Below are 14,558 nucleotides of genomic sequence, written 5' to 3'. Positions count from 1 at the left end.
GTCCACAATCCGGCAAAGTAACGGCGCGGTCTAGCCGCGCCGTTCTATTTCGAGCTGCTTGTTGGCAGCTATCGCTTATACGTTGTTGTAAGCGCTGATGACTGCACCGACCTGACCGGCGTCGAATGCCTGGATCTGCTGCGAGGTGAACGCGTCGAGATGCGTGCTGTCGAGACCCGCGATCGCTTCGCTCGACAGACCGCTGATTGCCTTCGCGCTGATGCCGGCGATCTCATCCGTCGAGAAGAGGATGAGTTCGTCGCTGCTCAGCGTTCCGAGTTGGGCCGCAGTCATTCCCGCGATCTGGTCGGAGTTCAGCGCTTCGATCTGCTCGGTCGAGAGCGCTGCGAACTGCGTCGAGGAAAGTGCTGCAACCTGAGCCCGGTTGAGCGCTGCAACGCTCTCGGTGTTCAGTTTGGTCATATCGAGTTCGGCAAGCGCCTTAGTGCTAATTGCCTTGATCTCGTCGGACGAGAACGTGGCAAGCTCGTCGGAGGTCAGCGCATTGAGCTGGGTCGAAGACAGGCCTGCGATCTGCGTCTTGTTCAGGGCTTCAGCATTTTCCGTACCAAGGTTTGCAAGCACATCGGTCGAAAGGCCGGCAATTGCCTTTGCACTGATCGCAGCGATCTCATCCGTCGAGAAGAGAGCGACTTCGTCGCTCGTCAGCGTTCCAACCTGAGCGGAGCTGAGGGCGGCGATCTGGTCAGACGACAGGGCCTTGATCTGGTCCGTCGACATGGCAGCGAACTGGGTCGTGGACAGAGCTGCAACCTGCGTCGTGGTGAGAGCCGCGACACCTTCAGTGTTAAGCCTGGTCACATCGAGGCCTGCGAGCGCCTTTGTGCTGATCGCCTTGATCTCGTCGGTCGAGAAGGTCGCAAGTTCATCCGACGTCAGCGCGCCAAGCTGGGTCGATGAGAGGCTGGCGATCTGCGTCTTCGTCAGGGCCGAAGCAAGGTCAGTACCGAGGTTTGCGATGGCGTCGGTCGAAAGACCAGCGAGCGCCGAGACGCTGATGCCGGAGATTTCGTCCATTGAGAAGAGGACGATCTCGTCGCTGCTCAGCGTTCCAACCTGCGCAGAACTGAGGCCGGCGACCTGGTCAGAGGTAAGCGCCTTGATCTGGTCTGTCGACAGTGCGGCGAACTGGGTCGAGGTCAGGGACGAAACCTGTGCCTTGGTTAGAGCAGCAACGCTATCGGTGCTGAGCTTGGTCACATCGAGGCCGGCAAGTGCCTTCGTGCTGATTGCCTTGATCTCATCAGACGAGAAGGTCGCCAGCTCATCGGACGACAGCGCATTGAGCTGCGTCGAGGACATGCCTGCGATCTGCGTCTTCGTCAGAGCTGCAGCATGTTCCGTGCCAAGGTTCGTGAGGGCTTCCGAGGTAAGACCGGCAAGGCCCTTGGCGCTAATGGCAGCGATTTCATCGGTCGAGAAGAGAGCGACTTCGTCGCTGCTCAGCGTCGCAACCTGGGCGGAGCTGAGAGCTGCAATCTGCTCGGAGTTGAGAGCCTCGATCTGTTCGGTCGACAGGGCGGCGAACTGGGTCGAGGAAAGCGCGGCGATCTGCGTTTTGGTGAGCGCGGCAACGGCTTCGGTGTTAAGCTTGGTGACATCGAGGCCGGCGAGCGCCTTGGTGCTGATCGCCTTGATCTCATCCGTGGAGAAGGTTGCGAGCTCATCGGACGACAGCGCACCGAGCTGGGTCGAAGAGAAGCTTGCAATCTGCGTCTTGGTCAGAGCCGAGGCGAGTTCCGTGCCGAGGTTTGCGATCGCGTCTGTCGACAGGCTGGCGAGCGCCTTGACGCTGATGCCGGAAAGCTCATCAACCGAGAAGAGCACGATTTCGTCGCTGCTGAGTGTCGCGACCTGGGCGGCAGTCAGAGAGCCGACCTGTTCGGAATTCAGGGCTTCGATCTGGTCCGTCGACAGCGCCGCGAACTGGGTCGAGGAAAGGCTTGCAACCTGAAGCTTTGTGAGGGCAGCAACGCTCTCGGTATTGAGCTTCGTCACGTCGAGACCGGCGACAGCCTTGGTGTTGATCGCCTTGATCTCGTCAGACGAAAAGGTCGCAAGCTCATCCGACGACAAGGCATTAAGCTGCGTCGAGGAAAGGTTTGCGATCTGCGTCTTCGTAAGAGCCGCGGCATTTTCCGTACCAAGGTTCGTCAGAGCGCCTGCGGTCAGGCCGGCGAGTGCCTTGGTGCTGATCGCTGCAATCTCATCCGTCGAGAAGAGCGCGATCTCATCGCTGCTGAGTGTTGCGACCTGAGCAGAGCTGAGGGCGCTGATCTGCTCGGAGTTCAGGGCCTTGATCTGGTCCGTCGAGAGCGCGGCGAACTGCGACGAGGACAGACCTGCGACCTGAACCTTGGTCAGGGCCGCAATGCTTTCAGTATTGAGCTTGGTGACATCAAGGCCAGCAAGTGCCTTGGTGCTGATCGCCTTGATTTCGTCCGACGAGAAGGTGGCAAGTTCGTCCGAGGACAAAGCGTCGAGCTGCGTCGAGGACAGGCCGGCGATCTGGGTCTTGGTCAGGGCAGCGGCATTTTCCGTTCCGAGGTTCGTCAGAGCGGCTGCCGACAGACCAGCGAGTGCCTTGGTGCTGATCGCTGCAATCTCATCTGTCGAGAAGAGAGCAATCTCATCGCTGCTGAGCGTCGCGACCTGGGCCGAGCTGAGGGCACCAATCTGCTCGGAGTTCAAAGCCTCGATCTGTTCGGTCGAGAGCGCCGCAAACTGTGTCGAGGAGAGAGCTGCAACCTGAACCTTCGTCAGTGCCGCAACGCTTTCGGTGTTGAGTTTGGTGACATCGAGGCCGGCAAGCGCCTTTGTGCTGATCGCCTTGATCTCGTCGGAGGAGAACGTGGCCAGCGCTTCAGACGAAAGCGCGCCGAGCTGGGTCGAGGACATGCCGGCGATCTGCGTCTTGGTCAGAGCCGAGGCCAGATCGGTGCCGAGATTGGTCAGCGCGCCGGCAGTCAGGCCGGCAATCGCCTTGGCGCTGATCGAGGCGATCTCGTCGGTGGAGAAGAGTGCGAGTTCATCGCTGCTGAGCGTACCCACCTGCGCAGCGCTGAGACCCGCGACCTGGTCGGAATTGAGAGCCTGGATCTGCTCGGTTGAAAGGGCCGCGAACTGCGTCGAGGAGAGAGCTGCAACCTGAACCTTCGTCAGTGCCGCAACGCCGTCTGTGCTGAGCTTGGAAACGTCGAGGCCAGCAAGTGCCTTCGTGCTGATTGCCTTGATCTCGTCGGAGGAGAAGGTGGCCAGCGCTTCGGACGAGAGCGCATTCAGCTGACCCGATGTCATGCCGGCAATCTGTGTCTTCGTCAGAGCCGCGGCAAGGTCGGTACCAAGATTGACAAGCGCGTCGGAGGACAGGCCTGCAAGGGCTTTGGCGCTGATCGATGCGATTTCATCGGTGGTGAAAAGAGCAAGTTCGTCGCTGCTCAAGGTCCCGACCTGCGCGGCGCTAAGGCCGGCGATCTGGTCAGACGTCAGCGCCTTGATCTGATCGGTCGAGAGTGCTGCGACTTGGCTCGTGTAAAGAGACGTCACCTGGGCGGCAGACAGGCTGCTGATCTGTTCGGACCCGAGAGCATCAATCTGGGAGATCGTCAGGCCTTTGACGGCGGTAACAGAGAGCGCCTTCAAGTCGTCGGAGGTGAAAAGTGCCAGGTTCTCGGTGCTGAGAGCGGCAAGCTGCGATGAGCTGAGCGCCTTGATCTGAGCGCTGCCCATTGCATTCACGTCTTCAGAGCGAAGGCTCGCAATCGTGCTCGTTGCTAGCTTTGAAATTTGCGCGGCAGATAGAGAGGAAAAAATCGAAGTCATGAACGTGTCCTTAAAACCGGATAGCAGCGGGTCACGCCTTTCACCGTCAGCAAGCGGACTGCAGGCAGAAGTCCGACCTCAGCAAAAAGCGACAGAATTGGGGAACATGGCTCATGTGAACCTGCGCGGGAAACGCATCATGCGATTCGAGGAAAGGCTCGAATTTCCACGCTAGCTGGCGCGAATCGGAACAGGGACTTTTCGCGACAAAGACGCAATACCAGTCGAACACTTAAAGCTGTGTTAAAAGTGATTATACTCCGAAGAATTTTAAAGATTATTCGTCCCAAGTTTTAACAGATATAAAATTGTATATGAATGGCGAAATCTTTTAGTAAGCGGCCAGCTAAATCGAAGGCGCCGGCCCTATTTTAGCCTGAGCGCTGAGTAACACGGATTCTCCGCGCCCCAGGTTCCTGAAGAAGTTCCTCTCTTTGACAAGCCGTGTTCGTCGGTTAGGAAATCTGCCCGCCTCCCCGCTCGATGTTATTTCTCTAACAATGCTAAAGAAAACAGCTTCCTTGTACTTAGAGTACCGGGAAGTTTGCTTTCGCAGCAGGATTATTGCTGGCTATGCAGGGCCCTAGGTCCAGCTACAGGCAAGTTTTGATGCCTAATCAAGACGCCAAACTCTGGTGCGATGTGTCGTGCCAGCATCTGTCTCCTTGCTGCAGGATCCCATGACAGTCACTCACGCGCCTACTTCGACCGAAGCGTCCACCCCAAGCGCTCTTGAGCTTGCTCGCAGCCAGCAGCTGAGTCTCATGGACCTCTTGAGCGTGGCAGAGACGCTCGCTGCCGCAGGTCAAAAGGAGGCCGCCAGCGACCTTTACAAGACCTGGGTCGCATTCAACGACAGCAATGCGACAATCCACCTTGCCTATTTCAACTATGCGGTCATTCTCGGGCAACTGGGCGACCGCGCTGGCGCCATCCAGGCTCTCCGTACATGCATAAGGATCGATCCAAATTTTGCGCCTGCTCATATCAACCTCGGGCGAGCACTTGAAGATTCCGGTCAGATCGGCGCGGCGGTCGAGCAATGGTGGAAATATGCCGAGGCAACCAAGCAACTAGACGCCGAGGCCATCGGCCACAGACACATGGTGCTTCAGAACATCGGCCGTGTCCTGGAAGTCGCCGGCAAGCTTCCTGAAGCTGAAGCCTCCTTGCTGCAGGCCTTTGAACTCAAGCCGGAATTGCCGGAAGCCGGTCAGCACTGGGCTTCGCTGCGCCAGAAACAGTGCAAATGGCCCGTCCTTGCGCCTTCAAGCCACGTTTCGATGCGCAAGATGCTCGATTCTGTCTCATCGCTGACGCTCAGCTGCTATGCTGACGATCCAATGTTCCAGCTGGCAAAAGCGTATCGATACGGAAAGACCGTCATTGGCGCCCGGCCGGACCTCAGCAAGTTCCCGCGCAGGCAGGCAAGAAGAAAAGTCGGGACAGGTCAACGCCTGCGCGTCGGATACCTGTCCTCGGACCTGCGTGACCACGCGGTTGGTTTTGCCCTTTGCGAGGTTCTCGAGCTCCATGACAGGGACAGCGTCGAGATCTTCGCCTATTATTGCGGCAATGTCCGCAAGACCGACAGCACGCAGGCGCGGATCAAGGCAGCAGTCCACACCTGGCGCGACATTCATGGTCTCGATGATGCGGCAGCCGCAACGCTGATTGTTGCCGACGAAATCGATATCCTCATCGACGTCAACGGCTACACAAAGGATGCGCGCACGCGGATCTTTGCCTATCGGCCGGCTCCAGTCATTGTTAGCTTCTGCGGCTATCCCGGCTCGATGGGAAGCCCGTTTCACCAGTATCTGATATCTGACGCGCATATGATCCCGCCGGAAAACGAGATCTACTATTCGGAAAAGGTGCTGCGTATCGCCTGCGATCAGCCGATCGATCGCAAGCGCCTGATTGCCGATCGACCAAGCCGTGCTGATGTCGGTCTGCCGGAAGACGCGTTTGTCTATGCGAGCTTCAATGGCATGCAGAAGATCACCGCCCCCTGCTTCGCCCGGTGGATGGCAATTCTCTCAGCGACACCGGGCAGTGTCCTTTGGCTTCTGACGGGAGATGAAGACGTAAACCAGCGCTTGCGCGATCTCGCCGAACGTAGCGGGGTATCGTCGTCTCGTCTTATCTTCGCACCGAAGGCAACAAACCCGGAGCATATCGCCCGTATTGGTGTCGCGGATCTCTTCCTCGATACATTTCCTTACGGGGCCCACTCGACAGCAGCCGATGCTATCACCTCCGGTCTGCCCGTCCTTACGATGCCTGGCAAGACGTTTGCTGCACGCTTCTGTGGCAGCATCGTCAATGCGGCAGGTGTACCAGAGATGCTTTGTAACTCCCCGGATGACTACGTGGCTCGTGCCATCGGCTTCGAACGGGACCGCAAGAGCCTCCTTGAGGTCAGGGAATCGATCGCCCGGCAGCGAGAGACGAGCACGCTGCGCGACATTCCGGGCCTGGCGAAGAGATTGGAAGAGCTATTCTGGCAAATGCAGGGCGAGTGTGAACGTGGCGAGACACCCATTCCCGATCTCACGAATCTTGACATCTACTATGAAATAGGTGCTGAAGTTGTCTTGGAGAACATTGAGTTCGAAGACGAAGAGAGCTACCGAAACCGCTATCTCAAAAAGCTCGCTCGATGGCACGAGTATTCGCCAGTTGTATATGACAACCGCCTTTGGCAAAACCCTCGAATGGAGAACGAGGCTGAAAGCATTGGTGAGGCGGGTTGACCGCCGAAGTGGACTTTTACCTGACTCGCTGACCCAGGAATTAAGGTTGGCTTCAATATATTATGAATGGACTGTTAAATGCCGATGGACGAGCGAATTCTCATTGTTGGTGCTGGCCTATCAGGCGCTGTGATCGGACGTGAACTTGCATTGGCAGGTCATCTTGTTGAGATTATCGATACTCGTGATCACATCGCCGGCAATTGCCACACCGAACGGGACGAAGAGACCGACGTTATGGTTCACGTCTACGGGCCGCACATCTTCCACACCGACGACAAGGAAGTGTGGGATTACGTGAACGGTTTCCAGAAGTTTATGCCTTACAAGAACCGGGTCAAGGCAACGACAGGAGAACGCGTTTATTCCCTGCCGGTCAATCTACACACCATCAATCAGTTCTTCGGCAAAACATTGCGCCCGGATGAGGCCCGCGCCTTTATTGAAGAAAAGGCCGACACATCGATCACCGATCCCCAGAGCTTCGAGGATCAGGGTCTGCGGTTTGTGGGCAGGGAACTCTATGAGGCCTTCTTTCAAGGCTATACGCAAAAGCAATGGGGCTGCTCACCACGAGACTTGCCAGCGTCCATCTTGAAGCGCCTGCCGGTTCGCTTCAACTACGATGACGACTATTTCTTCCACAAGTACCAGGGCATGCCGGAGACCGGGTACACAGACATGGTCGCGAAGATCCTCGACCATCCGGGCATCACCGTGACGCTTTCCACGCAGTTCAAGCGCACTCAGGCCGGCTCTGCGCAGCATATTTTTTACTCCGGGCCGCTGGACGGCTACTTCGACTTTGAACTCGGCAGGCTAGCCTATCGTACGCTCGACTTTGAACGCTTTACTTACAATGGCGATTACCAGGGTTGTGCCGTCATGAATTATGGTGACGCGGCGGTGCCATTCACACGGATTACTGAGCACAAGCATTTTTCGCCCTGGGAACAGCATGAGGGGTCAGTCTGCTACCGGGAGTTTTCGCGAGAGTGTGGGCCCGGCGACATTCCATACTATCCTGTCAGACTTGTTCGCGACAAAGAGCAGCTTTCGAAATACGTTGCGCGCGCCGAGCAGGAAAAGGCGGTGACTTTCGTTGGCCGGCTTGGCACCTATCGCTATTTGGACATGGATGTAACGATACGAGAGGCGCTTGACACCGCCCGTCTCTTTATCGCCAGACGCAATGCAGGCGCCGAAATGCCGGTCTTTTTAAATCGGCCGGTATAGATCCGACAGTTTAAAAGACTTCTGTCGGCTCGCGAAAAACCATCGCGACGCAAAAAGGCTCGCGAGGACTATCGAAAGCAGACGATGCCAATAACCACCAATCGCGGATATTGAAGATACTTGAGCGGGCGGGGCGAATCACGATAACAACGCTATTGCCGAAGGAATGAGACCCCCGGTTAGGCATCCGTTTGTGTTGCAACACATATGGTTGTTCAAGATTTCCGCTGGTGTTGCACCACCAGCGGAAATTGAGCTCGCAAGTGACGCCGTCATTGCGATACGAGCCAAACGGTACCGATCATTTACCTCCTCCACTCTGCCGGGTCAGTCGACGAACACGCACAGGATGATGCGGCCAACGTTCGGTCTTGCCTTGGCCGTTATCACCAGGTCGGATCCATGCAGCGTCGCGACCATTCAAAGGGAGGGTTGAGGGCGTGTCGAGAGTACACCGAGGTGAGGGACCAGCCTTAATCTCTGGTTGCATTTACTTCTCCGTGCGCGTAGAAGGGATTTATGCGGAACAGCGCTGAAAGATTTAGATGGATGATGCGATTCCCAGCGAAGGCTTCGATGCAGCTTTGACATTGACTGATCCCCTTGATCACCTGCCGGCGAACAAACGACGCGAGCTCGCCCGTGTCCTGGAGATCATCTTCTTCGAAGCCGAGAGGTTTCGTGCCACCAAGCTGTCGGCCAAGAAGTCGGAAGCCAAGATCCTGAAAGTGATCCTCTATGGATCATATGCCCGCGGCGACTGGATGGAGGATCGGCTAAGCGGTTACCGATCCGACTACGATCTGCTGATTGTCGTCAACAAGCAGAGCTTTGTCGAAGAGGACGACCTCTGGCTTGCCCTCGACGAACGACTGATCCAGGAACAGATCGCTCACCGGATCAAGACTCCGGTGCTGCCAGTCGTCCACGCGCTCCACGATGTCAATGATCAGCTCGCCCGCGGTCGGCCGTTCTTTGTCGACATCGCACGCGATGGCCGCGTACTGTATGAAGCGCCCGGCCATCCGCTCGCACAGCCAAAGTTGTTATCGGAAGCCGAGAAGCACGACGAGGCGCAGCGGCATTTCGATCAGTGGTTCAATCTGTCGAAGGACGCTCTGGCATTCGCAGAGTTTGGGTTGACCTCTGACAAGTTGCGTGACAGCGCGTTCATGCTTCATCAGTCAACTGAGCGAGCCTATCACTGCCTTCTGCTTACGGTCAGCCTATATAGTCCGAAGTCGCACCGTATCAAAAACCTGCGATCTCAGGCCGAGGATATAGATGTACGGCTTGTCGAGGCTTGGCCACGCGACAGTCGCATCGCCCGGCGGCGCTTCGAGCTTCTGTCGCGTGCATATGTAGAGGCGCGATATTCCGCGAATTACGAAATCACCTCAGACGAGCTCAGCTGGCTCGTTGAGCGAGTTAACGTTCTGCAGGACTTGGTTGAAGCGATCTGCCGGGAACGGCTAGCCTAGCACCGGCTTGTTCGCCAGCCCTTTGACCATGTTAGCCATTGGCGATCGTGTCCATACCACTGCACAACGGCAGCGATGTGCGGGCCGCTATAACGCATACAGACGAGCGAGCGACTGGCGCCATATTGGCGGACCGTCAAGAGTGGCAGCCGTTCAACTGTTCTACCGCATTAAGGGAGCTTGGCCATAAGGACCCAATCATGCAGCGACCCTGCTTATTCCCAAGATGCAAGGCGCCTGTCAAACTTTCCAAAAATCGCATGAGCCCGTTTTCAACCATCGGATCACGGCCTTTCTATCCGGTCCTTCATTAAACCGAGACGCCCTCCTCTGCCTCGGGCGAATTGCCATAATCAATGTCGACGCGGCCGTGATCGACGAACTGTTGCCTCCAGCGCTCTTTGTGGACACTGTCAATCGCAAGCTGGTCGCACCCTCGCCCATAAGCAGCGCATGGTCAGGAGCATTGAAGGTTTCCTGAAGGGCGCGCAAGCGGCGGGCGGTCGCATCCATCTACAGCTTGGATGGCACAACCGCTTGCCGAAACGCAGCTCGCACACGATAGTCATAATGTCATCAAAGAGGTGAGGCGATGCGGGCATCGGAAGGCGGTGAAATGAGTTGGACGGTCGCTAGCGCAAAAGCAAAGCTTTCGGAAGTGATGGATCGCGCGTAGTCGGTTCCTCAAACCATCACCCGTAATGGGAAGCCGAGCGTGGTGGTTGTTTCTGCAGAAGAATGGCAGAGGAAGATCACGCGCAGGGGATCGCTTGCCGAATTTCTGTTGGCATCGCCTCTGCGCAGCGCCGACCTGGATAGCGAGAGACAAAAAGACAGGCCGCGTGACTTGCGCCTTTAAGGCTTTCCTCGATACCAACGTTCCATCGGAAGTTACAAAACCGCGTCCCGATCGCCGAGTCCTGAGTTGGCTTCACGGGCTGAATGCGCTCATATCGCAAATCCCCCTTTTGCGCACGTTGCCAAGCGCCGGGCAATAAAACGGCACCTGTGTCAAAGACACGGGTCATATCGGCATCGGCACCGAAAAGCTTGATGCCGCCGGCGTGTAAATCGGAACGTTCGATGGCTTTTCAAGCGGAGAACGGGGACGCCGAGCACGGTCGCGAGCGTCGCGCCCGGGCAGTCGCGAAACCGTCATCGTGCACGGTCGGGCGGGTGCGGCAGCCACCCCTCTTCGCCACCGCCCATGACCGCCTTTCTTCGTTCTACACCCGGATACAGGGCGGTGGGGAAGGCAATCCAAAGGGATATTCTCCTTGAGTGGTAGGTTTACCGCATTGTCCTGATTGACCGACAAAAAAATGTCAGAGACAGTCGCTAAGCAAAAACTCTTCCGAGGCTAGCGATGGCGTCATTTGCATTGAGAACGCTGGGTATTGGTATCGCCTGTATCGTCTTAGGCGAGCCGGCCCTTTCGCAGCCCCGTACCCTGGAGTTCAGAGGCTTATTCATCGGAGGGCAAACCTCACCAGATCGAGTGATGCGTACGGTTGGAATTTTATGTCGCGAACAATTTGGAGAAACTTTCGTCTGTCGGGGTACGCTGTCAATCAACACAATCCCGGTGGACACTGAGTTTGTCGTGAGGCAGAGCGTTTTACAACGCATTGACATGAGGTTCTCATCTCAAGAGTTTGACAAGGTCTATAGCGCCCTCAAAGAGGGATATGGCAGTCCCGATAATGAAAGGTTGCTGCCTTTCGATAACGGCTCTGCAGCCCAGCCCAGGCAACAACAGGCCGTTTGGATGGGTCCAAATGGAACGCAGATGTACGCGGTTCGGTTCAGCTCCGATGCCTACCACTCTGCTATCAGTTACACGACAGTAAGCGAGCGCGCGTCGTTGCGAGCGATGGGCTTAGCCAGGGGGTCAGACCTCTGAAGAGTGGGGCAGCGCCGTTCCGCGTAAAGTATTTCGAGAACTCAGAGGGATCGATGGCGGATTACTTAGATGTGTGGGCGAGGAGTTTTCAGCTAGCTGGAACTCTTGACCGGAAGGGTTACTGGACCGCGTTCCTCGGTCATCTGCTGGCAGTAGCGTTTTTCAACGCACTAGATATCCTGTTTGGACTCTTTCCGGTCAGCCCGCATCTACTGCTTGGTTGGCTGGGCTTAATCTATCTGATCGCTCAAGTACCGGCGTCGGTGACGTCGACTGTCAGGCGTTTGCGTGATGCAGAATTCAGCGGCTGGTGGGTTCTGCTGTCTTTAGTTCCTTACTTGGGAACGCCGATAGTGATGGTCCTGTGTTGCTTCAAATCTTCTGCTGCATCGGGGAGTTCCGATAGGCAACGCTCCGTGGTGGTTCCGCAGTATGCAACGCTAAAGCGCGGTAGACTGGATTTGTCGAACACCTCAAAAGGCGACCAGTAGCCACGATTACCCCACCGCCCCATCATCTTGTCGCCGCTAACATAGTATTCAATTGCCAGAGAGTTGGCCGACTGAAGGGCCGGAGATCGTGAATGTCGAAAGAAATAAGCAAATTTCTTAGCCTGGTGCTCAGGCACGATCCTGGCAAAGCCGGAATTTCGCTCGATAGCAACGGCTGGACCTCCATCGCCACGCTCGTCGCCGGTGTGCAAAAAGCTGGCTTCCCTGAGTTTGATCGAGCGACGCTTGATGCTGTTGTAGAAAACAACGAAAAGAAGCGGTTCACCATATCGGAAGACGGGAACATGATCCGGGCCGCTCAGGGCCACTCGGCAGAGGTCGACCTTGCACTTCAACCGTCTACACCTCCCGACATCCTCTATCATGGAACGGCGTTCGCAAAACTTGCCTCGATCCGTGAACACGGGCTCGTGCCCGGAAAACGGCAGCAAGTCCACTTATCAAATGACTACGAAACTGCCGTGAAAGTTGGGTCGCGGCATGGCCGACCGATTGTTCTGGTAGTAGACGCCCCCCGAATGGCCGCAGAGGGTATTGTGTTTTTCCAGGCCGACAACGGGGTGTGGCTTACCGACGCCGTTCCGGCCGACTACTTGAGCACCGATCAAGCTTGAAATCGTCCTCATCCTGCCTTTCGGCCAGCGCTATTCCGATTGCCCCCACCGCTCCATCATCTTCTGCGGTGAGCCTTGTGGGCAAGCCAACCAGAGAGCAAAGCCACGACGGCGCAGCAAGGAAGCGCCCATGCCGCTCCCGACATAATTGCCACTGCATCACTGCATTGCACCGCTCCGGGACAGCCCCGGCTGCCATAATCGCCCCATGCTGCTAGACCTGCGGCTGCCGCTAAGAGCGATGCCATGATGGCAACGAAGGATACACCCACCGCAATGGTGAAAGCGCCGACCCTAGCGATCTCGTTAGCGTTAACTGACCGCCGCATCATCGACTTCTGTAATAGTGGTAAGCCGCCATGCCAATGCCGATCACACAGCAAAACGATCCGAGATGTCTTGCGGGATTTGTGGAAGGGGATGGCGTTTCGAACAGCTGCTTTATCCGCTGCCCTTCTTCGTCGTCTACGGCCATGAGGACTCTCGCCTCCAATCAGATCGTCGTTGGCTCTGCTAGGTGACAGTCTAGCATGATTGCGAAAGACGCTACACCAACCGCCCCATCATCTTCTGTGCGCAGTTTATCTTTCCGTTGACACATTATTTCGCGTTCGCAAACCGTTCCCTTTGCTGCGCGAAATCCTAATATACGACAACTTGCAAGAACAAATGTGAGACCAATTAACCGGTAAGACTGTGCCTCCCTAGGGCTTTTTATTGAGTAGCCTTTCAACTAGCGGATCGACGGTAATCACAGCGATCTCGTGGAGGTCTGCTGTGCTAATCCTGATGCCGCGTACCGCCCATTCGCTACGACGAACCAGCGCTTCAGCTGCTAATTCCTGAAGCGCAAGGTGCCCCTCGACTTTTGCGTCATCAAGGCAGTCGAAATCCTGACCTTCATCGTCGATCACGGTCACGTCCGCATAAAGTACATGGAAAAAGTAGCGCATTGTCTGCCTCCGACAGACTTGGAAAAGCGCGATTGCGGAACAAGTTCCTGAAAAGGCACCTCTATCCTTGCTGCGGATCAAAGAGTTTGCCCAGGATTTCGCTCACCACCGCAGCCGCTGCTAGGTTAGGAAGCGGTTCGTGCCTGAGCAGCGCGTGGAGGAAGTCTATCGGGTCGGCGAAGCCGAAAGCCTCCTGCATCTGATCGACACTCGCATTCTTCTTCCGGAGAATGGCGAAAGCGGTTGCCCTCCCTGAGACGGACAGACGAGGCTCGTCGCCGCTGTCTTTTCCAAAAGAGGTGGACCGGCCCTTTCGTCGCCAGGCGAGATCCGATCGAGCTGGTGGCGAACAGCATCACTGACCAGTTTGACAATGCCCTTCTCGCCGACACGCATGCGATATCGTCAGGATCGAGGTTTAGATTTGTTCTCGGGACTTTGGGCGGCGGTCTACCCATGCCCCGCAAGCTGCCGGAATTCGGCTTGCCCGAAAGTTGCACCTGATAAACTGCGCAAAGCGCCGTATCATCGATTGTTGCCGACCGCACGTGGATATCCGCAGCCGACATCATCGTGCCGATGATCTCGGGCTCACTCGGTCTCTGATGCTGGAATCTCTGGACGATAGCCACGGCGCATCAGATCGTTACCCAGGGCGCTCGGTCGACATATCCTCAATTTCAGGCGAAAGCGGCATATCTTCCTGTCCGGCCGTTCGGCATTCACAAGGTGTCACCTAGCGTCGGCAACAACCTGACGTTCGGGACTATCGGCAAAGTTCGATGGAAACGTGGCCACAGGGTGCCGCTGCGATGCTCGGCTTTGATCATTGCTGCAATGCAGCCATAGGCGGAATTAGATAGGTGCAGTCGGGGACCGTTGATCCTGCCACATCCTATCTTGGCGGCGACCGTCTTTCGTTGGCGTTCACAATAGCGAACATCGCTGCGGCGGTCTTCGCGGGGCCACGCAACGATGCAGGCGGCATTCAGGCGCAGCTTGTTGCGATCACTGCGGCTGTGGGCGTCGCGATGGATATAACTCTGGTCGCCAAGCGCTTCATCGCAGCCACGGTCACTGTGCTTCCCGAGGCAACGGCGTTGCGATTGTACGGTGTCGAACAGAGTTCAACGCTGGTAACGACGGTCTAGCCACCAGTTTGTTGCCCAGGAAACACATTCAGGAATTATGACCTGATCAGATATAACCGCATCTTACACAGTTTAGTCTGGACCTATAACGAAGGCTCTTCTTGCG

Annotated in this window: 8 protein-coding genes and 1 pseudogene; 7 read left to right on the top strand and 2 right to left on the bottom strand. The window is 56.5% G+C overall.

The window, feature by feature from the left end:
- Nucleotides 1-75 precede the first annotated feature (75 nt).
- Nucleotides 76-3,750 (bottom strand): beta strand repeat-containing protein, encoded by a 3,675-nt coding sequence (locus ACEN84_RS04630; protein WP_413708770.1) that lies wholly within the window; start codon nt 3,748-3,750, stop codon nt 76-78.
- An 857-nt stretch (nt 3,751-4,607) separates the two neighbouring features.
- Here ACEN84_RS04630 and ACEN84_RS04625 point away from each other — a divergent pair.
- The 6 genes and pseudogenes from ACEN84_RS04625 to ACEN84_RS04600 all read left to right on the top strand — a co-directional run bounded on the left by ACEN84_RS04625 (nt 4,608) and on the right by ACEN84_RS04600 (nt 12,348).
- Nucleotides 4,608-6,602, top strand: coding sequence for a glycosyl transferase (locus ACEN84_RS04625; RefSeq protein WP_413709042.1), 1,995 nt, complete (start codon nt 4,608-4,610; stop codon nt 6,600-6,602).
- Between the two features lie 78 nt (nt 6,603-6,680).
- Complete coding sequence (gene glf, locus ACEN84_RS04620; protein ID WP_413708769.1) at nt 6,681-7,838, top strand: UDP-galactopyranose mutase; 1,158 nt, start codon at nt 6,681-6,683, stop codon at nt 7,836-7,838.
- Between the two features lie 545 nt (nt 7,839-8,383).
- Nucleotides 8,384-9,319, top strand: coding sequence for a HEPN domain-containing protein (locus tag ACEN84_RS04615; RefSeq protein ID WP_413708768.1), 936 nt, complete (start codon nt 8,384-8,386; stop codon nt 9,317-9,319).
- 592 nt (nt 9,320-9,911) lie between these two features.
- A pseudogene (locus ACEN84_RS04610) lies at nt 9,912-10,178 on the top strand (type II toxin-antitoxin system Phd/YefM family antitoxin).
- Nucleotides 10,179-11,275: 1,097 nt separating this feature from the next.
- The gene (locus ACEN84_RS04605; protein ID WP_413708767.1) at nt 11,276-11,713 is read left to right on the top strand and encodes a DUF805 domain-containing protein; all 438 of its coding nucleotides are present in this window, start codon (nt 11,276-11,278) and stop codon (nt 11,711-11,713) included.
- 92 nt (nt 11,714-11,805) lie between these two features.
- A complete protein-coding gene (locus ACEN84_RS04600) occupies nt 11,806-12,348 on the top strand; it encodes an RNA 2'-phosphotransferase (RefSeq protein WP_413708766.1) in 543 nt (180 codons plus the stop codon).
- Nucleotides 12,349-13,052: 704 nt separating this feature from the next.
- Here ACEN84_RS04600 and ACEN84_RS04595 read toward each other — a convergent pair.
- Nucleotides 13,053-13,301 carry a DUF6894 family protein gene (locus tag ACEN84_RS04595; RefSeq protein ID WP_413708765.1) on the bottom strand — a complete coding sequence of 83 codons (249 nt, stop codon included), beginning with the start codon at nt 13,299-13,301 and terminating at the stop codon, nt 13,053-13,055.
- Nucleotides 13,302-14,221: 920 nt separating this feature from the next.
- Between ACEN84_RS04595 and ACEN84_RS04590 the strand changes: the two genes are divergently transcribed.
- Nucleotides 14,222-14,452: a hypothetical protein gene (locus ACEN84_RS04590; protein ID WP_413708764.1), complete on the top strand. Its 231-nt coding sequence runs from the start codon at nt 14,222-14,224 to the stop codon at nt 14,450-14,452.
- Nucleotides 14,453-14,558 lie beyond the last annotated feature (106 nt).

The sequence above is a fragment of the Rhizobium sp. Rhizsp82 genome, from assembly GCF_047325115.1.
GTDB lineage: Bacteria > Pseudomonadota > Alphaproteobacteria > Rhizobiales > Rhizobiaceae > Rhizobium.
The sequence above is the reverse complement of the archived record's forward strand: the minus strand, read 5'-3'. Positions and strand labels throughout refer to the sequence as shown.